We start from the raw sequence: 21,700 nt of genomic DNA, 5'->3' as shown, positions 1-21,700 counted from the left end.
AGCTTTGTGTTGTATCGTTACTAAATGCATCACAAATCTATGTATTTTTTTGAAAACAAAAAAATGTTGTCATTTTATGCTCGCATTCTCCGCATCGGGCTACCATGCCTTCATATAAGTTCCGTCATAATGCTCCGTAGGAGCAAAAGGGTTTGTAGGAAATATCCCCTGATCAGGTGTTTGCTCCGCCAGGAGCTACCGGCATTTTATAAGGTAAGCCCCTACGGGGCACATGTATCATATACTCGTATCGTTACTACAAACCTTTAGCCTCTCCGGGGCGAACACATTATGAAATAAGAACTTGCAGGTACACGGTGGCATTCGGAAGAGATAGATCGTATATCGTACCGCTTCAATGTCCAAAGCATTAACTATCGCTACCCTTCTATTCGTTTTTAGCCGCTACTGCTATAGCTTTGCGCCTGTATGGATATCGTTTGCACCGCCGAAGAAGAAAAGCTGTTCAGCACTATAGGTGCCATGGCAGGCCGCATGGGCCTGGAATGCTACCTCATAGGCGGTTTTGTACGCGATAAGATAATGGGCCGCCCTACCAAAGACGTAGATATAGTATGTACCGGCGATGGCATAGCCCTTGCACATGCGGTAGCGGCCACATTTCCCCATCGCCCGCATGTGAGCTTTTTCAAGAATTTCGGTACTGCTCATTTCAGGTACAATGGCATAGATGTAGAGTTCGTAGGCGCGCGCAAAGAATCATACGCCGCCCACTCGCGCAAGCCCGAGGTCACAGAGGGCACCATAGAGGACGACCAACGCCGCAGAGACCTTACCATAAATGCCCTTGCCATCAGCCTTAACAGCAACAATTATGGCAGACTCATAGACCCCTTCGACGGCTTGGGCGATATAGAACGCAAGATCATCCGTACCCCCCTGGAGCCCGACACCACCTTCTCCGACGATCCGCTGCGAATGATGCGCGCCATCCGCTTTGCCGCACAGCTCGGCTTCGCTATAGTGCCCGAGGTATTCGAGTCTATACGGCGCAACAGGTCGCGGCTAAAGATCGTATCGCAGGAGCGCATCACCGACGAGCTCAACAAGATAATGGCCACACCTACCCCATCCATAGGCCTGGATCTGCTGTACCGCAGCGGCCTGCTGCAGGAGTTCTTCCCGCAAATGGTAGCGCTGTCCGGGGTAGAGATAGTAGAAGGCAAGGGCCATAAGGATAATTTCTACCACACCCTGCAGGTAATAGACAATACCGCCGCCAAAAGCGATGACCTATGGCTGCGCTGGGCCGCCCTGCTGCACGATATAGGCAAACCCGCCACCAAAAAATTCGAGGAAGGCCATGGCTGGACCTTTCATGGGCATGAAGTAGTGGGCGAACGTATGACGCCCAAGATCTTTCGCCAGTTGAAGCTGCCACAGAACGAGAAGATGAAGTATGTGGCCAAGCTGGTGGCGCTGCACCTGCGCCCCATCAGCCTCACCAAGGAAGACATTACCGACTCTGCCATGCGCCGCCTCCTTTTCGATGCGGGCGAAGACCTGGAAGACCTGATGATACTGTGCGAAAGCGACATCACATCGAAGAACAGGCAAAAGGTAAAACGCTACCTGGAGAACTTTGAGCTGGTGAAGATACGCCTGCGCGAGGTAGAGGAAAAAGACCGCATACGCAGCTGGCAGCCACCCATCAGCGGCGACGATATAATGCGTATCTTCGGCATAGGCCCTTCGCGCGAGGTGGGTATACTGAAGACCACCATACGCGAGGCCATACTGGACGGCATCATCCCCAACGACCATGCGGCAGCCTACGAGCTGCTGCTGGGCAAAGCAAAAGAAATGAACCTCTCACCCCTGGGCAAATGACGGAACTGCTACTACATAAGGGAGACATCACTACAATGGATGTAGATGCCATAGTGAACGCCGCCAACTCGTCTCTGCTGGGTGGCGGTGGTGTAGATGGCGCCATACACCGCGCGGCAGGCCCACACCTGCGGGAAGAATGTGTGTTCCTGAACGGCTGTAAGACCGGGGAGGCAAAGATCACGCAGGGCTACGACCTGAGGACGAAATATGTGATACATGCCGTGGGCCCTGTATGGCATGGTGGCGACAGTAATGAGCGTCAGTTGCTGCACAATGCCTACTACAATAGTATGCTGCTGGCCGTGCAGAACGGCATACGCACCATCGCATTCCCCAACATCAGCACAGGTGTGTACCATTTCCCTAAGGCAGAGGCGGCTGCAATAGCTGTCGCGGCCATCAGGGACTTTATCACACAACACCATACCAAGATAGATAAGGTCTTCTTCGTCTGCTTCGATGAGGAGAACTACGATATTTACCAGCACATTCTTGCACAATGAAAAGTATGAACGGCCGCCAACTGTTTTTGCAGCATGTAGCGCAGACATCTCCTGCACCCGTGGCGCTGGATATAGCCGGTGCAGAGGGCAGCTATCTCTATGACACCGACGGCAAACGCTACCTGGACCTGATAGGCGGTATCAGCGTATGCAACATCGGCCATCGCCACCCTGGCGTGGTAAAGGCTATCAAAGACCAGACAGATGCCTACCTGCATGTAATGGTATATGGCGAGCTGGTACAGAGCCCGCAGGTACGGTACGCACAGCTGCTGGCAGCACACTTGCCCCAGGGACTTCAAAATATCTACTTCACTAATTCGGGTACCGAGGCCACAGAAGGCGCACTGAAGCTGGCCCGCCGGTATACAGGGCGTACAGATGTGGTATGCTGCCACAACAGTTACCATGGCAGTACTATGGGAGCACTCAGTGTAATGGGCGATGAATACTGGCGCAATGCATTCCGCCCGTTGCTGCCGGGGGTATGGCACCACGCATACAACAGCAGCGCGCTCATAGATGCCATAAACGAGCATACCGCCTGCGTGATACTGGAGACCATACAGGCCGAGGCCGGAGTGATAGAACCCGCGCCCGGCTGGCTGCAGCAGATACGCGATAAATGCGACCGTACCGGCACCCTGCTGATACTGGACGAGATACAATGTGGTTTTGGCCGCACAGGCAGGCTATGGGGCTTTGAGCATTATGGCATAGTACCCGATATACTGCTGCTGGGCAAGGCGCTGGGTGGCGGTATGCCATTGGGGGCTTTCATTTCATCTTCCGGTATCATGTCATCCCTTATGGCCGATCCTGTTCTTGGCCACATCACTACATTTGGCGGTCACCCGGTATGCTGTGCGGCCGGTATGGCCGGTATGGGTGCGCTACTGGACGAGCATATGATAGATGCCGTGGCCGCAAAGGGCGAACGCTTTCGCAAACTGTTAGTGCATCCCGCTATAAAGGCGGTACGCAGCAAAGGCCTGCTCATGGCAGTAGAGCTTGATGACCAGCAACATGTAATGAACACTTTAAGCAGATGTTTGGCCAATGGCCTCTTCTCCGACTGGTTCTTGTTCGCTCCGCATTGCATACGCATAGCGCCCCCGCTCACCATCACCTACGAGGAGATAGACCATGCCTGCGCTACTCTGTTGCAATGCCTTGAGCGGCAATAGTTAGCGATAAAAAAATACATTCCCTATGCGGCATTGGCGCGAATTTTTACTATTTTGGCAACCTTGCACATTATAAAACACACTTTCAGATGTCGTTGAATCTCTGTATAGATTGGGGGAATACCAATATAAAAGTGGCATTGGCCGCCAATGGCAAATTGCAACGTCCTGTTATCGTTTCCGAGGAATCCATCCTGGAGCAGGTGACGGGTATCATAGAGTCGCACAAGCCCGATAAGGCCATTCTATGTTCGGTATCGCAGCATAGCGTAGAGCTGGAAATGATGCTGAGGTCGAAAATAAAAGGTGCAGTGATACTTACCGGCAATACCAATGTACCCATCAATAACGCCTACCTATCTGCCGATACACTTGGCGCCGACAGGCTGGCACTGGTATGTGGCGCACACGCCTCTTATCCCGGCAAGAACAACCTGGTCATTTCCATAGGCACTTGTATCACCTACAATCTCTTACAGAACAACAGAACATTTCGCGGTGGTGCTATATCGCCGGGCCTGCAAATGCGTTTCAAGGCCATGAACGCCTTTACAAGCATGCTGCCTGAAGTGAAGAAGTACGATGTGGATGATGCACTGCTGCTGGGCTATGATACCGAGACCTGTATACAAAGCGGCGTGGTGAACGGCATGATAGCAGAGATAGACGGCATGATAAGCATGTATGCCGAGCGCTATACCGATTTTAACGCCATCTTAACTGGCGGCGATGCACCGCATTTTGCAGGCAGGCTTAAAAATAAGATATTTGCCGACCCTGACCTGTTGATGAAGGGGTGCGATCTAATCCTTGACCATAATGTTCCCTTGCCGCAATAAGTACCTCGCGTTCCTGTTAGTTAGTGCATCGGGTCTGCAGCTGCACGCTCAGACCACCTCATCCCTCAGTAACCCCAGGAACGGGCGAGACAATAATCCTTATTCCAAATTCGGCATAGGAGAGTTAGTGAACCGTAACAATGCTGCCGTAAGGGGTATTGCCAACCTTACGTCCACATATTCCAATACCTATTCCGTCAATACCGACAACCCCGCCACATACTCCTTTATGGATGTGCAAAGAGCGGTGTTCGAGGTAGGTGGCACCGGGCAAACTCGTACTACGCATGGCACCGTCAATGGCGCCGAGACCAACTACCGTACAGGTACCGCCACCCTGTCTTATATGACACTGGCAGTACCGGTAAGCCGCAACAGTGGCTTTTGTATAGGCTTCCGCCCATATTCGCGTACTTATTACTCGCTCAGAGATACCTTATCAAAGACCACCAACCCACCCTCGCCGCTCGATAGTGCCGAGACCATATACAAAGGAGAGGGCTCGCTGAACTATGCCTTTATAGGTGGCTCTGCCAAGTACAAGGGTCTTAGCGTCGGGTTCAACTTCGGCTACCTCTTCGGTTCACAGTTCGTGAGCACCCAGCTCAATCCTTACGACGTTTCCAATGGCACACGGTCTTACATATCCGAATACAGCAACCAGACCCGCACCGGCGGCATATACTGGAAGGGCGGCCTGCTGTACGAGGCAAAACTGGATTCTTTCTATACGCTGCGTATAGGTGGCACCATCACTATGGACCAGCGGGTGAAACAACACTACCTGGAGTATAATATAGCCGGCTACAACTTTGGCGATACCGTAGTACGCGATACGGCCTACTACCTGCCCGAGACCCGTAGTACCATGACCCTGCCGCTCTCATACAGCGCCGGCATCATGCTGACGCATGCGGGTAAATGGGGTGTAGGTGTTGACTATACCGCTACGCAGTGGAGCAATTTCAAAAGCGAGCTCAATAAAACTATGAACTCCGGCATTGCGGCCAGTTCGTACCGGCTGGCCCTGGGCAGCGAGTACACGCCCGATGCTACTGATATAAAGCATGTACTATCGCGCAGTACTTACCGCCTGGGTGCATACTATGGCACCGAATACCTGAGGCTGAACGGTAACGACATCAGCTATTATGGCATCACTGCTGGTATGTCTCTGCCCTTCAAGCGCTACCAGACCCAGGTATCTTACCTGCATGCAGCCATAGAGTATGGCATACTGGGTACTACCGATGCCGGGCTGATGAGGCAGAATTATCTCAGGTTCACCCTCGGTGCATCTATGACCGCCAGGTGGTTCGACAGGAAGAAATACCAGTAACATTTGCCGGTAGGCTATCTTTGCATTCCCGATAATGACATACCAACGCAGGCATACCGGCATAGCTATAGCGCGCATACTGCTGCCTGCTGTGCTGTGCTGCCTGCTGCCATCCTGCAAGAACGACCCCGAGACCATACGCGCCCTTACCGGCGAGCATAGTATGCAGGAGGATAAGGCCTATGGCGTTACTTTTCTCTACAGTCAGGAAGGCAAAGTATCCATGCGCGTTTTTGCCAAAGAATTTGTGCGGAGCCCCAATGGTAAGCGCCCATACATAGATATGAACAGAGGCCTGAAGATGGAGTTCTTCGACGATAGCGGGCGGGTGGCCGATGTGCTCACCGCCGATTCATCGCGGTACTACGAGGTGCAGCAGGACTTTATAGTGTGGGACAGTGTGCAGATAGTGAGCCGTAAGGGCGAACGCCTGAACACCGATGAGCTGATATGGAACGAGCAGGCCCAAAAGTTCTTCACCGAAAAGCCCGTGACCATAACCACGGCCACAGAGGTGCTGTATGGCGATGGTATGGAGGCCAACCGCGACTTTACCTGGTACCGTATACTACGCCCCAAGGGATCGGTAGAGGTAGATAAGGGCGAGGTGCCGCAGTAGTCATTTCCTGTTTATTTCCGTTTTTGAGGGTAGTATGTCGCAAAGGTTCTTTACTTTGCGGTACATCATTATACATATGAAGAAAGCATTTAAGGTACTGGGCATAGGCCTGCTGGTAGTACTAGCGGTATTGCAGGTATGGAGACCCGAGAAGAATGTGAGTGCCCAAACCCCACCGAGCGATATAGTGACCGCATATGCCGTACCTGCGAATGTGGCCGATGTGCTGCACCGTGCCTGCTACGACTGCCATAGCAACAATACCCACTACCCATGGTACAGCAATGTACAGCCCGTGGGCATATGGCTGGCCGACCATATAGAGGAGGGCAAGGACGAGCTGAACTTCTCTGAATTTGGCAACTATAAGACACGCCGCAAGCTGAAAAAGCTGAAGGAAATAGTGGAAGAAGTGGAAGAAGGCGCTATGCCCCTCTCCAGCTATACATGGATACATAAGGAGGCAGTACTCTCTCCTGCCGACAAGCAACTGGTGATAGAATGGGCAAAGGGTCTTGCCCAGAAAATAAGCCTGGAACCGGGTGCGCAAGAGTAGAACACCGCCGTCCCGGCGGGTACATTTGGGGAGAGAATATTTTTTATAGGGGAAAGCAAGCGGGACCTTGCATTATACAAGGACGAAGCGAGAACTTTGACCAGATGGGTAGTCGGAGACTACGCCAATGGAGTTTTTAAATTAGCACATTTGAATATGCCCCAACTCTTGAATACAGATATTCTGCTGGAGGAGATAAGAAAGGTCTCTGATATTTCGGGGGATGATGCTGCGAAATTCCTTGCGCTCTTTAAGCATTTCAGTGTGAAGAAGGGCGATCATTTTTACCGGGCGGGAGAGGTGCCGCGGTATAGCCCTTTCATTGCTAAGGGATGTATGAGGAAGTACTTTATCAATGATGAGGGGGAGGAACATATAGTTTTCTTTGCCGAAGAGGGCTGGTTTGCCGGTGAGTTGCAATGTATGCGAACAGGTACGAGAACCGAAATGTACCTGCAGGCGCTGGAGGATTGCGAGATACTGGGCATAACGCTGGAAAATGCGGAATGGGGGCTGAACAATATACCTGCCTATAAGCGCTGGTTCGATATAACGTACCCATTAACCCATAACAGGATAATACAAGAGGCGACGAGATTAAAGAGCGATACGCCGGAAAGCCTATACCTGAGATTGCTGAAGAGCCGCCCATCATTGATACTGCGTGTGCCGCAACACCATATAGCCAACTACCTGGGCATAAGAACGGAAACGATAAGCCGTGTAAGAAAAAAAATAGCACGGAGCATATCTTGACCTGGGTCAAAATATGCTGTGAACAGTGAGCGTAGTTTTGCCTTGAACAAAAACAAAACAACTTATGGCAACTACACTGATCGTATCTATTAAAGTGGAAGATATGGCTAAATGGAAAATGGCCTTTGACGAGGCTGTACCTATGAGAGAAAAGCTGGGCATAAAGGTGACGGGCATCTACCAGAGTGCGGATGATGCGAATAGCATATCGCTGATATCGGAATACCCGAGCCTGGAAATGGCAAAAGCGGTAGTGGCAAGCCCTGAATGGGAGGCAGCACAAAAACGGGCCGGTGTGATAGGCGGATTCGATATAAAATACTTCAACAAGATAGCATAGCATATGATGGTAATGTGCTAACACGCATTACCCTGAAAAGAACTGCATTTGCCCTCGAACCTACCTCCGGTCGAAACGAGAAGACCCGCTTTATGAGCGGGTCTTGTTCTTTGTATCTTTAATATCTCCCCTACCCATTCTCCTCTTCGGGCATCACAAAGAAAGAGGCGCAGCGTATGGGGTTCATCAGGCCGAATACCCTTGAGGAGAACTTTATGCCCTTGCGCGCCTGTGCCAGGAATGGGCGCAGGAAGGTATCTACCTTTTGCTCTTCGGCGGGGGTGAGGGGTTGTTTGGCGTACTTCTTCTTAAGGTATATGTTCATGAAGGCTGTAAGGGATGTGCCCAACTGCGGGTCTACCACCTGGCGGGCATACTGCATGGGGGTAAGGGTGCCGCGTGGTATGCCGCACATATGCAGGTAGTAGCAGGCGGTACGGTATGCCCAATAGGGCTTGCTGCCGCCTGCCTTGGATGAACGGTGGCGCAGCAGGTAGTACCACAGTACCAGCCTGGGCAGCAGGAGGAAGAATAAAAGTATACCGGCCAGTATGCCCAGGGCAGTATAAAGTATCTCGCTTATAGGTGTTTCTTTCTCCTTCTCGGTAACGGGTGGTTTTTCCTTCTCGGTGGCCAGGTCTTTGCGCTTGAGGTATACTTCGTCGATAGGGACGGCGGCGGGGAAACGCTTTAGCAGGGCCGTGGCGCTTTCGCCCTGTGCGGGCTCCAGTTTCTTCATAGCCTCTGAGTAGGATACCGCCGTACCCTCATCGCCCTTCTGCACCCGCGCCAGTGGTATGGCTATACTATCGCGGTATACCACGGCCACCTTCATATCCAAGGTCATTTCGGTGGGCGGTGCGGTCTTGTATTCCTTGTCGTGAAAGACGAATTGTTTCACCGACATCCTTACGGTCTTCTTCAGGGTGTCCACATCCATTATCACACCCTCGGCGGCCAGCCATGCCTTTGGCGGCTGCATTGGTGGTGTACCATCGGGCTGGGGCGTAGTACGGTTCTCGGCATCGTTGCCCACTGTGGTATCGAAATCGAGCCAGCCATAGCCGGGGAAGTATACCTGTACCCATGCATGGGCCTGGTTGGCATAGTACCAGTACCAGCCCTTGTTCTTGTCGCTGCGGTCTTCGGTAAGGAAGCCCACGGCTATGCGCGACGGTATGCCCAGCGAGCGCAGCATGAAGAGCGTAGCCCCGGCAAAGTAAGCACAATACCCCTTATGATTGTCGTTGAGGAAGTACATGAGCTTGGAGGCATTGGGCAGGTCGGGGATGCCGGGATTGTCGGTATACTGGTAGAGGCGCTCGCCATGCTCGTCCTTAGAGAGGAAGTAATTGCGTATGGCCAATACCTTGTCTACAGGTGTATGGGCGGTGTCGGTGACACGGCGAGCAAGCTCGCTTATGGTGCCGAACTTGGGGTTGGAGGGCATGTAGGTGTAATACCTCATGAACTCCTCATCCACCCCCTCATAGCCCTTTACCTCGCGCAGTACCTCGAAGCGCATCTCCTGGAACTTCTTTATCTCGGGATTAGGGACATTATATACGAAGTAGGCGCTGTTGAGGGCCGATACATAGCTCTTGGTACGGTATGCCGAACGGAACTGGTCGCGGAAGTCCTTCTCTATGGTAATGGGCTGTACGAAGAAGCCCACATTGGGGGCAAGATAAGTATTGGGCGAAAGGGTCTTGCTGTATATCTCAACCTCTACCACCTGGCGCAGCTTACTGCCCAGGCTGTTGCGAATGACAGATGAATCCTGCTTTGTATTGAAGAGGGGTATCTTGGAGGGATCGGGCTCGAAGAGGTCGTTGAAAGGTATTTTGGCATCGCGCTCAAAGGTCTCGGTGGCGGTATCGAACTTGGTGAAGTAGAATGCTGTAAGGTATAGAGGATTGGGCAGGTCGGTATTGGGGAAATAATTGTTGATGTGGGCACAGAAGAGTAGGTCGTTGCTGCGGCCAAGGGCGCCACTGAGGCGCGAATAGTCGCGGAGGTCGAAGGAGTTGTCCTTGTTCTTCTTCAGCATGCTGTTCTGGCCTTCCTTGCCGCTGCCGCCATAGTTATCTACAGTGGCCTGTATCTCGGCCCGGCGCCAGTAGATGATACCACCCAGGAAACCGCAGGATATAATGAGGAACAAAGCCAGCCTGCGCGTAAGGAACCACCAGAAGCGGGCGGATTTGTCTTTGTAATTGTATATCTGCTCTGCGGTGAAGACAACGTATACGCCATATACCAGTGCAGGTGCAAAGGCCATGAGCAGGCCGCGCACGGTCTCTACATTGCCCTTGGCTATCACCAGTACGCAGCTACACAGTGTGATGGTGGCCACCATCACCGCCCAGTAGCGTATACGCAGCCAGCCCCACCCCATTAGCCAGCCTGTACCAAAGAGTATGGCCGCCACCTGGTATTGCCGCGCTATGAAGAAGGCATCGAACTCGCCGGTCTCGTATTTGTCCAGCCCCAGGTACAGGGTGTACATGGCGGCTATAAGCAGCGCAAAGGTGGGCAGGAAACGGAAACGAAAGGCGTAGAAAACAGCCGATATACCCATGCCTGCGGCAAAATAGAGCGCCTGGCGCAGGGCATCGTTGTGGAGGATAGAGTAATACTCGTTCACCTGGCGCAGCAGGAAATAGCCTACCACTGCCGTGGGCAGCGCCAGGAATATCAGCTTTGCCAGCAGCTCATTTGCGGGAGCGGCACGTTGTATCCTCATACTTTCGTTCTCTGCTATAAATGTAGTGGAAAAAATACCACAGGGATCGTTAAAATAGACCTATTTCATTTGCCGTGTGTAGTATACCCTTGTACTATCTGCAGATATATACATGGTATAGGCATCCTTACCTTCTGATGCCAGGCATTCCAGCACGGTACTGCCAAAGCGCTCGGGGGTAACGAAATTGCGGCAGCATCTCTCGGTCATGGCGGCCATGACATCGGTAGTGATGCGCTGCGCAACGTCGTAACGGCGGCGGCCGAGTATCCTCCTCGTTTCTGCGGGGCAGGAAGAAAAGCATATGGACAGCTTATCGTTCAGTACCGATACAGAGGGATCGTAGTAGTCTACCACCTGTATACAGGGTGTTTGTGGCCGGTCGAATTCGGCAGCGAATACCTCTTCGGCAGTACGCTCCGCCCCGGTCTTTGTTACCGTCTTTACAACAGTGGCCGTTATCTGGGCAAAAGTGATGTAGCCCGCTACCGTAGTAGCAAAGAGGGCTACCACGGCCACCATTACCAGCCATACCTTCTGGCGCACTATACCCAGTATTATCGTTAGCACAAATATAAGCCCCGCACTACAGGTGATCGCTATCCACATTCCTATCATCGGTATATCGTCTTTTTAGGTGGTGCGGCAGCGGGTGTTTCTTCTGCATAGCCTAGTTTCTGCAGGGCATCGCGCAGGTCTTTTTCAGTCTTGTACTTTGCCTTCTGCGGCTTACCGTTCACGGTGCCGTCCACACTGTTCTCCAGCTTTTCGGCCACATCGTTCAGCTTGCGCAGCTTGCCGGGCAATGCCCGGAAGGTGTTGTCATATACCCTGGTGGTATACTGTACACCCGTAGCCTCATTATCCTTACGCGTCTGTACGGTCTGTATCACCAGTTCTTTTACAGCATCGGTATCGGCATTGGCAAAGAAAGATGCGTTTACCTTGGGCGACAGGTCGTCGCGCACAAAGGTGTCTATGAATATGCGCTTGTAGGTGTCCTTGCCATTAGGCACAAAGAGATAGCCCAGCAAGCGCGAACAATCCTTAACAGGTTTGCCCTCTTCCCCTACAAAATACCGCTGCTGATAAAAAGCCAGTACCACTTTCTCCATGTTCCATACAGATAGCTCTTTGGTCATGGCGGCCGTTTCGTCGGTGAATTCGGAGTAGAGCGGGCGCGCCCGCACTGCGAACCGCCTTACATCGTCTGTGGGCAGGCGTTTCACTGTTTGCCCCAGGCCCAGGCCTTTTACTGTTGCGGCTACACTTTCCGGGCTTGTATAATATTCTATAGAGTTGTTCTCCAGCGCCTTCTTTATACGCATATCCCACAGGGTCTGCATGGGTACATCGTCGGTGCCATGGGGGTTCACTTCTGCATCGTATCGCTCTTGCAGCTCATGGTATCGCGTATACAGTTTTTCTATAATCGCGCCTATCTCTTTATCATAGCCATTAGGGCTAAAATCTTTGCTGCATAGCTCTTCCTGCATGATATTGGCAAAATTGAGCGCTATGTCATAGTGCCCCTGCTCGTGGTACAGCACATAATTGGTGTGTGCTTTCTTCACATCGTCCCGCACATAGGCATGGCTCTGGAAGGCACATTTCACCTTGAATTTGAATTTGAGCCTGCCATTATCCAGTCGTTCGGCATCTATGGGCTCAAAGTAAATGGTGGGTATGACATAGGCCTGCGCCTGCAGGCCATGCTGCGACAGTTCCTCGGCCACATGCCTCATTTGCAGGTGCTGAAAATCGTTCCAGGTAAGGGTGCGATAGTTGATGATCTTCCCTTCGGGGGCCATATCTTGCCAATCCTCGTACTGGGCGCCGGCCATATACGGGCAAAGGACGGTAGCCGTAAACAGAACTAAAGCAATGAACAGGGAACGCATATGGGTATATGATGGGAAAGCATAAAATTACCCCCTGCTATCCATATAGCCAAAAGACCTGCACATAGGAAATGTGAAAATACGGTACACCTATACCTGCCTACCCTGCTTAGAACGAGCTGAAAGTAAGGAAGTAATCGGCGGTGTCGTTCACCAGTATGGGCTCAAAGTTGTTGGGCGCACCTGCATGGAAGCCCGTAGAGTCGATCCTGGTGGTCTTGAAGGAGAATTTCACCTTGAAGAGCAACTGGCTGAACTCTGTTATCTCGGCGCCATAGAGGTCGAAATTGGGTATGGGGTAACGCTTGTACCTGAGCTCGCGTATGGTATCGAGCACTATGAACTGCTTTATGAAACCGGGAATGGTATCGAGCCTGCCGACGATGGTATCTAATTTTATCTCGGGCGATGTAGCCAGTGTTTCGAAGCGGTAAGGCTCTATAGATGTAGTAACGGCGAATATCATATTGAAGCCATCGTACAGGTCTATGCTCTTATCGTTGTTGAAGAGCCTCCATTTGAAGTTCTGGAACTCGGGATCGGCAGCATTACACTTCTGCGAGCCGGTATATGACTTTCCGAAGTACATAGAGTCGAACTTCAGGTAGTCGTCCGAATAGCAGGTATCTATATAGTCCAGGTATTTCAGATTGGTATCCACGCCATTGGGCTTCTTTACCGTAATGGTACCACCTGTTATCCGCCATTTCTTAGAGCGAAGCATGTTCTCTTTGCTGGGGGTAACTTCGGGCTGAGGGTTACATGCGGCTATGATGACCATTACCGAAAGGATAAAGAGGAAATATCTCATACTATATACCAACGAGTTTGAAGGATAAAACTACTATTCCAAATAACAAATTCCAAATAACAAATTACAGGGGACAAATTCCATATCCCAAATTCCAAATAACAAAATTCAAATTCCAAGTTCCAAAATTCTAGATCCCAATTCCCAAATTCCAAATTCCAAAATTCAGATCCCAATTCCGACCCGGTCCTAATTCCTAATTCCCTATTCCTAATTCCCAATTCCTAATTCCCAATTCCTAATTCCCAATTCCTAATTCCCGACACCTACTCCCCGGCTATCATGCTTATCTCTACCCTTACGCCCCTGGGCAGGCCTGCTACCTGTACGGTCTCGCGGGCGGGAGCATTGCTGCTATCGAAGTAGCTGCCGTATACCTCGTTCACCTGCGCGAACTGGCCCATATCCATAAGGAAGATGGATGTCTTTATGACGTTGCCAAAGCTCATACCCGCTTCCTTCAGTATTGCCTGCAGGTTGGTCATCACCTGCCGGGTCTCTGCCTGTATGTCGCCTTCTACAAGGTTGCCGGTAGCGGGGTCCAGGGCTATCTGGCCCGATATGAAGAGCATATTGCCGTACTTCACCGACTGGTTGTAAGGGCCGATGGGGGCAGGTGCGCTGGGGGTGTTCACTATCTTCTTTTCCATAGCTGCAAATGTAATACGCGCCGTACATTTGTGCGCAATATTATGGTATACATATTACACATAGATACATCGGCCGATACGAGCAGCGTAATGGTATGTGCCGATGGCAAGCCTGTATGCACCGAGACCAATAGCACACTGCGCGACCATGCTACGGCCATAAATAATATGATAAGCGCCGCGCTGGCAAGCGCCGGCATAGCTATGGCACAACTGGCGGCCATAGCTGTATGCAGCGGACCGGGCTCGTATACAGGCCTGCGTATAGCCATGGCCACCGCCAAGGGTATATGCTATGCCATGGATATACCCCTGCTGCTGCAGGACAGGCTATCGCTGCTGGCGCTGGCGGCCATACAGCAGCACCCTACGGCCGGGTATATAGCCAGTATACTGGTAGCGCGCGATAAAGAATATTTCATAAGTATACACGATAATAAGTTCGATACCATACTGGCGCCGGTGCATATGATGGAGGAAGATATGGCGGAAATGCTACAGAACCGCGAAAATTTACATATAACGACCAATGCGGCAGAAGAACTTTTTTTTAAACTAAAAGTTAAATTTTGTTCATTTGGTCAGAATATAATATTAGACAATGGAGCATGGGCAGAATATGCATATGAACAGTACGATCGTAATGGAAATGTAAATATCGCAAATGCTATTCCCTTATACCTTAAAAGTGTTTATACTCATAAATAATTGTATTTCATAGACTTGTAGTTAAACATACATTTTTTTCATCTACACTTTAACTCAATGTTAACTTTTTTATTTCATCTTTTGCATTTCATATCGCTTTAATTAAGTATGTTTGCAACATATTCACAACACTCAACGTACCTGAATATTTTAGAAAGGTTTTTTTTATCATTTTAATCATCGTAAAATTTTAAGTTTAATGGAAACGACGGTATCAGCAAACACTCTGGTAATCAAAGGTTCGAACGAACAGATCAAGTTGGATTATGTAGCTGTGAAGAACGCAGCTATGACACTGAGGGCCATCAATCACAAGCTCCGTCAGCAGATAGTAAAGCTGCTGGAAGAGAACAAACGCATGAATGTTACCGATATCTATGTGAAACTGCGCCTGGAACAGTCTGTAGCTTCACAGCATCTTGCTATCCTCCGCCGTGCAAACATCGTTATCACCGAGCGTGATGGTAAATTCATCCACTATGCGCTGAATCATGCCCGCATAGCAGCAGTTGCCAAGTTCGTGAACGAACTGGTGAACTCAGAAGAAGCCAGCAACTAATATCCTTGAAAATATCTCCAAAACAAGAAGCCCCTGCAAAGGGGCTTTTTTAATGCATATACTTTTTTACTGCCACTGACCGCCTCCTCTTGTCCGCAGGTCTGTTTTTTGTACCCACCCGCAGTATGTGAACGAAAGATCCATATATTTAGGAGAGCGATATCTTTTATCGCATCGCCACTTTATGAAACATTTTATTGATAAACTAAGGCATATCTATATACCGGTACTCATTGCCTCTGTGCTGTTCGTAGTGTTGTATACCCTGCTGCACTGGTACCTGGTGATAGACCTGAAGCTATTCTCGCCAAAGGAAGACCTGGTGCAGTTCTGGCTGCCGATGGGCCTGCCGTGGATCATCATACTGGTATGGATAAGCCCCAGGATAAAGCAACTGCAACTGGCCACAAAACGTGGTGGTAGCTGGGCCAGCATGTACTATGGTGTGGTGTGGTTCGCGATGGCCATACCTACTATAGTAGCCCAGTTCTACCTGCAGACGGCCACGGGCAAGCTTACCGTGCTGGACAATATAAATACGATAAACAAGAGTCCCGCAACACGGTACTACAAGGTAAAGGACCTGTACATAGACCGCTCCTATGCCTGTGTATATGGCTCAACGGAAGTGAGTGGGCGATACAATGAGGACCTGGACCTATACCTGCATATAGCGCTGCCCATATTCGCATCGGCCGATGATACTGCCGGTACTGAGTGCGCCGCATGGCTGGGCAAAAAATACCACGAGACCATAAGCAACGACCAGAGCGATGCCGAAAAAGACAAGAAGTGGGAGGAATTTGCAACACGAAGCGAAAAGGAACTGAACGAGGCGGACCTTACCGAATTTGCCTACCTGGAGAACGAGGGCAATACCAATGACCACGACAAGTACAACAAGGCGATAGCCCGTACACCACGCTATACATCGGCCAGCAATATGGTGCTGCGGGCAGAGACAGAACCCTTTGAAGCCCGGAATGGGGAGAAGCTGGGATGGGTGTTCAGGTCGTACGCCATATGCATGCTGCTGCTGCTGGTAATGCTGATAAGGCCCAAAATGAGCGATACGGCAGTGAAGGACGATAGCGACATGAGCGCAAAGGAGTTCTTTTCGCTGTTCGTACTGGCAAAGGGGTATGCCGCCACGCCCATCATCATGGATCTGAACATCATTGTATTCCTGTGCATGGTGGTGAAGGGGCTGGGCTTTGTTTCCTTCCATGCCGACGACCTGCTGTACTGGGGCGCCAACTATGGGCCTGCCACCATGGGTGGGCAATGGTGGCGGCTGCTGTCGTCCGCCTTTCTGCATAGCGGCATCATGCACTTGGTGGCCAATATGTATGGCCTGCTATTCGCGGGTATGTTCCTGGAGCCTATAATAGGCAGCCGCAGGTTCACCATCATATACCTTGTAACGGGCATACTGGCCAGCGTCACCAGCATGTGGTGGCATGTGGCCGTGGTGAGCGTAGGCGCATCGGGCGCTATATTCGGTATATATGGGGCACTGCTCATACTGCTGGTAAAAGGCATTTTCCCCACTGCGGCCAGCAAAGGACTACTGATAAGCGCAGGCATCTTTGTAGGGTACAACCTGCTGATGGGCATGGCAGGCAATACCGACAATGCCGCCCACATAGGCGGGCTGATAAGCGGTATACTAGCAGGGCTGCTCTTCTACCCTACCCTAAAGGCAGAAAAAGAGCGTATGGAACACGAAAAGCAACGGGACCTAATTGATGATACAGGTGACATATAGATAGTCGGACGTATCTATGGCCGGGGCCTTCGCAGCGCATTTCTCGGGGGCGCTGGCCTTGCCTGTATAGATATTCTCGCTCACCTTCTGCACAGTGGTGGTATTGGTATAGGGGTCGTAGCGGCGAATGGTACATTCGCAATTACTGTCTTTTTTGCAAGAAGCGTATGCCAGGGTAAGCACGGCAGCGGCTACGAGGCAATATGTCTTTTTCCCTATCATGGCCTCAAATATAGTAAAGAATACGCGCCATTCATATAGCCATAAAAGCAGAGAGGCCGCAACGAGTGCGGCCTCTCTGGTATATGTGCGGCAGGTAACTACTAGTACCTGTACATTTCGGGCTTGTACGGACCGTACTTGGGTATGCCCAGGTATTCGGCCTGTGCATCGGTAAGCTCTTCCAGCTGGGCGCCCACCTTGGCAAGGTGCAGGCGGGCTACCTTCTCATCCAGGTGCTTAGGCAGTACATACACCTTGTTCTCGTAGCTGCTGTGGTTGTTCCACAGTTCTATCTGGGCCAGTGTCTGGTTGCTGAACGAATTGCTCATTACAAAGCTGGGGTGACCGGTAGCGCAGCCCAGGTTCACCAGGCGGCCTTCTGCCAGTACTATCACTTCTTTACCATCTATGCTATACAGGTCTACCTGTGGTTTGATGGTATCTTTGGTGCTACCATAAGCGCCATTGAGCCATGCCATATCTATCTCTATATCGAAGTGGCCTATGTTGCACACAATGGCCTTGTCCTTCATAGCACGGAAGTGCGGCTCGGCGATGAGATCGCGGCAGCCAGAAGCTGTAACGATGATGTCGGCCTCTTTTACGGCATCTATCATGCGCTTCACTTCGAAACCGTCCATAGCCGCCTGCAGTGCGCAGATAGGGTCTATTTCGGTAACGATAACGCGGGCGCCTGCGCCACGCAGCGACTCTGCAGAACCTTTACCTACATCGCCATAACCACCTACAACGGCCACTTTACCGGCCATCATCACGTCTGTAGCGCGGCGTATAGCGTCCACCAGGCTCTCTTTACAGCCATACTTGTTATCGAACTTGCTCTTGGTAACAGAGTCGTTCACGTTGATGGCAGGCATAGGCAGGGTGCCTTTCTGCATCCTTTCGTACAGGCGGTGTACACCAGTAGTGGTCTCTTCGCTGAGGCCCTTTATGTGCTGTATGAGTTCGGTATAGTTATCGAGCACTATGTTGGTGAGGTCGCCACCGTCGTCCAGTATCATGTTCAGGGGGCGGTCTTCGCTGCCGAAGAACAGGGTCTGCTCTATGCACCAGTCGGCCTCCTGCAGGCTCTGGCCTTTCCATGCGAAAACGCCTATACCGGCAGCAGCTATGGCAGCAGCAGCGTGGTCTTGTGTAGAGAATATGTTGCAAGAGCTCCAGCGAACCTCAGCGCCAAGGGCTACGAGGGTCTCTATGAGTACAGCGGTCTGGATGGTCATATGCAGACAGCCAGCTATACGAGCGCCTTTCAAGGGTTGTTTGGGACCATACTCTTCGCGAATTGCCATCAGGCCGGGCATTTCTGCTTCTGCCAGCCTTATCTCTTTGCGGCCCCACTCGGCCAGGGTAATATCCTTTACTTTGTAAGGTAATTTGAAATCGATCTGTGAACGAGTCATCGTGCTCATAGCTTGTTTTTATTAATTTTTTTTGCAAAGGTATGAAGTTAGGTATTACCACCCTAATAAACAGCTATATAATTTGGTCATACCAGTGCCACGATCGGGGGTGTTTAGCAGTATGTTAATTACTGGCCGGTATGGGGGTAGGTATCTGCTTTTATGCTAATTTGCCTTCAAAGAGAAGGCTATGAGAAAAGTAGGCATCATCGGCTCGGGCATAGTGGCCCGCACACTGGGTACCGGCTTCCTGAAACACGGTTACGAGGTAATGATAGGCTCTCGCGATGCCTCGAAGCTGGCAGAATGGAAGGCCGGCAGCGGCGCACATGCGCAGACGGGCACCTTTGAGCAGGCGGCAAAATTCGGCGACCTGGTGGTGCTGGCCGTAAAGGGCGCGGCCGCGGCCGATGCCATAGACCTGGCAGGCCCGCAGAACCTGCACTGGAAGACCGTGATAGATACCACCAACCCCATAGCGGCTGCCCCGCCCGAGAACGGGGTACTGAAATATTTCAGCAGCATCAACGAGTCGCTGATGGAGCAGTTGCAGCACCGGTTCCCCGAGGTACACTTCGTAAAGGCGTTCAACTCGGTAGGAAATGGCTATATGGTGGACCCTAAATTTTCCGAAAAGCCTACCATGTTCATATGCGGCAATAAAGATGCATCGCGGAAGGAAGTGAGCGATATATTGGTACAGTTCGGATGGGAGGTAGAGGATATGGGCAAGGCCCCCGCTGCCCGCGCCATAGAACCCCTGTGTATGCTGTGGTGCATACCCGGCCTGCAAGACGGCAAATGGAACCATGCATTTAGGCTGATGAGGGGGTAGAGCGGATCTTAAACCGTAATTTTGTAACAGAGTTAAAACAAATATGGCAGTGGAACAACTGGTGCTCAATATAAGAAGTAAAGAAAAGGTGACCTTATTGAAGGAATTGCTGAAGCATCTCGACTTTGTAGAGATAGCAGAACCACCGAAATTCACTGCCAAAGAAAAAAAGATCCTGGCCGCGCTGGAACGGTCGGCCAATGAAGTAACACTTCATAAGCAAGGAAAAACAAAGCTGAAAACAATACAACAGGTACTTGATGGCATTTAGCATCATTGCGACTTCCGACTTTGAAAAGGAATTAAAAAGACTGGCGAAAAAGTATCCGTCCATTAAGAACGACATATCGGACCTGGTAGATGACTTGTTGAAAGAGCCTTCAATGGGTATACCCATTGGCAACAACTGTTATAAAATAAGACTGGCGATAACTTCTAAAGGGAAAGGGAAGTCGGGCGGTGCCAGGGTCATCACTCACATCAGGATCACCGCAAAATTCATTTATTTACTTTCGATATACGACAAATCTGAAGCGGAGAATATCTCTGACCTTGAGATAGTAAGGCGACTAAAGGACCTTTGACGCTAGTATCACTTCCATACCCAAAGTGAAATAATGGGGGAATTTTTGCAAAAATCTTAAGATCTCCATCCCAAAACCTATTTTTGCGACAAACCAAACTTATATCATGAGGCGAAATGCATTTTTTAGCCTGATGCTTGGTGCGTCCATACTGACCGCACCCAGGCTGGCACAGGCCAAAATAGAATTCACGGAGTATACCATGCCCAATGGCCTGCATGTGATACTGCACGAAGACCACTCCACACCCATAGTGGCGGTGTCTGTAATGTATCATGTGGGCTCCAAGAACGAACACCCCGAGCGTACAGGCTTTGCGCACTTCTTCGAGCATCTGCTGTTCGAGGGTAGCGAGAACATCAAGCGCGGCGAGTTCATGAAACTGGTACAGTCGGCCGGCGGCCAGCTGAACGCGAACACCACGCAGGACCGCACGTTCTATTTCGAGGTACTGCCATCGAACCAGCTGGAGCTGGCCCTGTGGATGGAAAGCGAGCGTATGCTGCAAGCCAAAATAGATGACATAGGCGTAGAGACACAGCGCAAGGTGGTAAAGGAAGAGAAGAAGCAGCGCTACGACAACACTCCCTACGGCCAGCTGATAAACGTGATATTCGAAAATGGCTATACGGTGTACCCCTACAAATGGAGCCCCATAGGTAAAGAACAGTATATAGATAAGGCCACGCTGGACGAGTTCATGTCGTTCTACAAGACCTTCTATGTGCCTAACAATGCCGTGATGGTGATAGCCGGTGACATAACCCCCGCCAAGACCAAGGAACTGATAAACAAATACTACAGCGATATACCCAAGGGTACCAAGGCCATACCCCGCCCTACCGAGGTAGAGCCTGTGCAAAAGGCCGAGAAGCGTGTGAAATTCTACGACAATGTGCAGCTGCCCGGCGTGGTGCTGGCATACCATATGCCCAAACAGGGCGAACACGACTACTATGCTGTGCAGATGCTGACCCAACTGATGTCGAAGGGTAAGAGCTCGCGCTTTGAGAAAGAAGTAGTGGACAAGCAGGAAAAAGCCATACAGACAGCTGCCTTCGACCTGGGCAACGAGGCCCCGGGCCTGGCCATAATGCTGGGTATAGCCAACATGGGCGTAAGCGCCGACGACCTGGAGAGGTCGCTGCTGGCAGAGATAGACCGCCTGAAAAAGGACGGCATAACCGACGAAGAGTACAAAAAACTGCAGAACCAGGCCGAAAGCGACTTTGTAGAGCAGAACCAGAAAGTACTGGGTGTAGCTACCAACCTGGCCACTTACTATACCTTCCAGGGCGATGCCAACCTGATAAACACAGAGCTGGACCGCTATAAGAAAGTAAGCAAGGACGATATAAAACGTGTGGCCAACAAGTACTTCACGAAGGAGAACAGGCTGGTGATACACTACCTGCCAAAGTCGGAAGAGAACAAGAGCAAAGAGAGCGCAAACGATCCCGGTAAAAAATAATAGCTAACCTGCACAAAAGACACAGAACAGA

The 21,700-nt window shown here is 50.9% G+C and carries 23 protein-coding genes; 16 read left to right on the top strand and 7 right to left on the bottom strand.

Translation table 11 applies throughout. The features are described from left to right. Positions 1-429: 429 nt before the first annotated feature. From ABD843_RS00220 to ABD843_RS00180, 9 genes are all read left to right on the top strand, one after another. Complete coding sequence (locus tag ABD843_RS00220) at positions 430-1,851, top strand: CCA tRNA nucleotidyltransferase (protein ID WP_345076695.1); 1,422 nt, start codon at positions 430-432, stop codon at positions 1,849-1,851. Beyond that, positions 1,848-2,357 carry an O-acetyl-ADP-ribose deacetylase gene (locus ABD843_RS00215; protein WP_345076692.1) on the top strand — a complete coding sequence of 170 codons (510 nt, stop codon included), beginning with the start codon at positions 1,848-1,850 and terminating at the stop codon, positions 2,355-2,357. Before ABD843_RS00220 ends, ABD843_RS00215 begins: the two co-directional genes overlap by 4 nt. Positions 2,358-2,362: 5 nt before the next feature. Next, positions 2,363-3,544, top strand: coding sequence for an aspartate aminotransferase family protein (locus ABD843_RS00210; protein WP_345076689.1), 1,182 nt, complete (start codon positions 2,363-2,365; stop codon positions 3,542-3,544). Between the two features lie 89 nt (positions 3,545-3,633). Continuing rightward, positions 3,634-4,383 (top strand): type III pantothenate kinase, encoded by a 750-nt coding sequence (locus ABD843_RS00205; RefSeq protein ID WP_345076686.1) that lies wholly within the window; start codon positions 3,634-3,636, stop codon positions 4,381-4,383. Then, complete coding sequence (gene bamG / locus ABD843_RS00200) at positions 4,364-5,722, top strand: BamG family beta-barrel-assembly machinery protein (RefSeq protein WP_345076683.1); 1,359 nt, start codon at positions 4,364-4,366, stop codon at positions 5,720-5,722. Before ABD843_RS00205 ends, bamG begins: the two co-directional genes overlap by 20 nt. Positions 5,723-5,756: 34 nt before the next feature. After that, entirely contained in the window at positions 5,757-6,341 is a 585-nt protein-coding gene (gene lptC / locus ABD843_RS00195; protein WP_345076682.1) for an LPS export ABC transporter periplasmic protein LptC, read from the top strand. A 76-nt stretch (positions 6,342-6,417) separates the two neighbouring features. Continuing rightward, entirely contained in the window at positions 6,418-6,897 is a 480-nt protein-coding gene (locus tag ABD843_RS00190; protein WP_345076679.1) for a heme-binding domain-containing protein, read from the top strand. Positions 6,898-7,065: 168 nt separating this feature from the next. After that, the gene (locus tag ABD843_RS00185) at positions 7,066-7,653 is read left to right on the top strand and encodes a Crp/Fnr family transcriptional regulator (RefSeq protein ID WP_345076676.1); all 588 of its coding nucleotides are present in this window, start codon (positions 7,066-7,068) and stop codon (positions 7,651-7,653) included. Between the two features lie 64 nt (positions 7,654-7,717). Then, positions 7,718-7,993, top strand: a complete 276-nt coding sequence (locus ABD843_RS00180) for a hypothetical protein (RefSeq protein WP_345076674.1) — start codon at positions 7,718-7,720, stop codon at positions 7,991-7,993. A 130-nt stretch (positions 7,994-8,123) separates the two neighbouring features. Here the strand turns inward: ABD843_RS00180 and ABD843_RS00175 are convergent, their stop codons facing one another. From ABD843_RS00175 to ABD843_RS00155, 5 genes are all read right to left on the bottom strand, one after another. Beyond that, a complete protein-coding gene (locus ABD843_RS00175) occupies positions 8,124-10,739 on the bottom strand; it encodes a transglutaminase domain-containing protein (RefSeq protein WP_345076671.1) in 2,616 nt (871 codons plus the stop codon). 60 nt (positions 10,740-10,799) lie between these two features. Further along, the gene (locus ABD843_RS00170) at positions 10,800-11,348 is read right to left on the bottom strand and encodes a hypothetical protein (RefSeq protein WP_345076668.1); all 549 of its coding nucleotides are present in this window, start codon (positions 11,346-11,348) and stop codon (positions 10,800-10,802) included. A gap of 5 nt (positions 11,349-11,353) precedes the next feature. Next, positions 11,354-12,583: a DUF922 domain-containing protein gene (locus tag ABD843_RS00165; protein ID WP_345076665.1), complete on the bottom strand. Its 1,230-nt coding sequence runs from the start codon at positions 12,581-12,583 to the stop codon at positions 11,354-11,356. A 166-nt stretch (positions 12,584-12,749) separates the two neighbouring features. Beyond that, positions 12,750-13,451, bottom strand: coding sequence for a hypothetical protein (locus tag ABD843_RS00160; protein ID WP_345076663.1), 702 nt, complete (start codon positions 13,449-13,451; stop codon positions 12,750-12,752). A 266-nt stretch (positions 13,452-13,717) separates the two neighbouring features. Next, positions 13,718-14,101: a RidA family protein gene (locus ABD843_RS00155; protein ID WP_345076660.1), complete on the bottom strand. Its 384-nt coding sequence runs from the start codon at positions 14,099-14,101 to the stop codon at positions 13,718-13,720. 42 nt (positions 14,102-14,143) lie between these two features. Between ABD843_RS00155 and tsaB the strand changes: the two genes are divergently transcribed. The 3 genes from tsaB (at position 14,144) to ABD843_RS00140 (ending at position 17,136) form a co-directional block, all read left to right on the top strand. Beyond that, complete coding sequence (tsaB, locus tag ABD843_RS00150) at positions 14,144-14,809, top strand: tRNA (adenosine(37)-N6)-threonylcarbamoyltransferase complex dimerization subunit type 1 TsaB (RefSeq protein WP_345076657.1); 666 nt, start codon at positions 14,144-14,146, stop codon at positions 14,807-14,809. A 259-nt stretch (positions 14,810-15,068) separates the two neighbouring features. Then, entirely contained in the window at positions 15,069-15,368 is a 300-nt protein-coding gene (locus tag ABD843_RS00145; RefSeq protein ID WP_345076654.1) for an ArsR/SmtB family transcription factor, read from the top strand. Between the two features lie 184 nt (positions 15,369-15,552). Continuing rightward, positions 15,553-17,136 (top strand): rhomboid family intramembrane serine protease, encoded by a 1,584-nt coding sequence (locus tag ABD843_RS00140; protein WP_345076651.1) that lies wholly within the window; start codon positions 15,553-15,555, stop codon positions 17,134-17,136. Here ABD843_RS00140 and ABD843_RS00135 read toward each other — a convergent pair. Then, positions 17,110-17,358 (bottom strand): hypothetical protein, encoded by a 249-nt coding sequence (locus ABD843_RS00135; protein WP_345076648.1) that lies wholly within the window; start codon positions 17,356-17,358, stop codon positions 17,110-17,112. The genes ABD843_RS00140 and ABD843_RS00135 overlap by 27 nt on opposite strands. Positions 17,359-17,459: 101 nt before the next feature. Then, a complete protein-coding gene (gene ahcY / locus ABD843_RS00130) occupies positions 17,460-18,788 on the bottom strand; it encodes an adenosylhomocysteinase (RefSeq protein WP_425575624.1) in 1,329 nt (442 codons plus the stop codon). A 181-nt stretch (positions 18,789-18,969) separates the two neighbouring features. Between ahcY and ABD843_RS00125 the strand changes: the two genes are divergently transcribed. The 4 genes from ABD843_RS00125 to ABD843_RS00110 all read left to right on the top strand — a co-directional run bounded on the left by ABD843_RS00125 (position 18,970) and on the right by ABD843_RS00110 (position 21,669). Next, a complete protein-coding gene (locus ABD843_RS00125) occupies positions 18,970-19,614 on the top strand; it encodes an NADPH-dependent F420 reductase (protein WP_345076645.1) in 645 nt (214 codons plus the stop codon). 43 nt (positions 19,615-19,657) lie between these two features. Further along, a complete protein-coding gene (locus ABD843_RS00120; RefSeq protein ID WP_345076642.1) occupies positions 19,658-19,885 on the top strand; it encodes a hypothetical protein in 228 nt (75 codons plus the stop codon). Next, positions 19,875-20,198: a type II toxin-antitoxin system RelE/ParE family toxin gene (locus tag ABD843_RS00115; RefSeq protein ID WP_345076639.1), complete on the top strand. Its 324-nt coding sequence runs from the start codon at positions 19,875-19,877 to the stop codon at positions 20,196-20,198. The genes ABD843_RS00120 and ABD843_RS00115 overlap by 11 nt, the downstream gene beginning before the upstream one ends. Before the next feature lie 106 nt (positions 20,199-20,304). Continuing rightward, the gene (locus ABD843_RS00110) at positions 20,305-21,669 is read left to right on the top strand and encodes a M16 family metallopeptidase (RefSeq protein ID WP_345076637.1); all 1,365 of its coding nucleotides are present in this window, start codon (positions 20,305-20,307) and stop codon (positions 21,667-21,669) included. The last annotated feature ends 31 nt before the right edge of the window (positions 21,670-21,700 follow it).

The sequence above is a fragment of the Nemorincola caseinilytica genome (genome assembly GCF_039540515.1).
GTDB classification, from domain to species: Bacteria; Bacteroidota; Bacteroidia; order Chitinophagales; family Chitinophagaceae; genus Nemorincola; species Nemorincola caseinilytica.
This window is presented reverse-complemented; position numbering and strand designations above follow the sequence as displayed.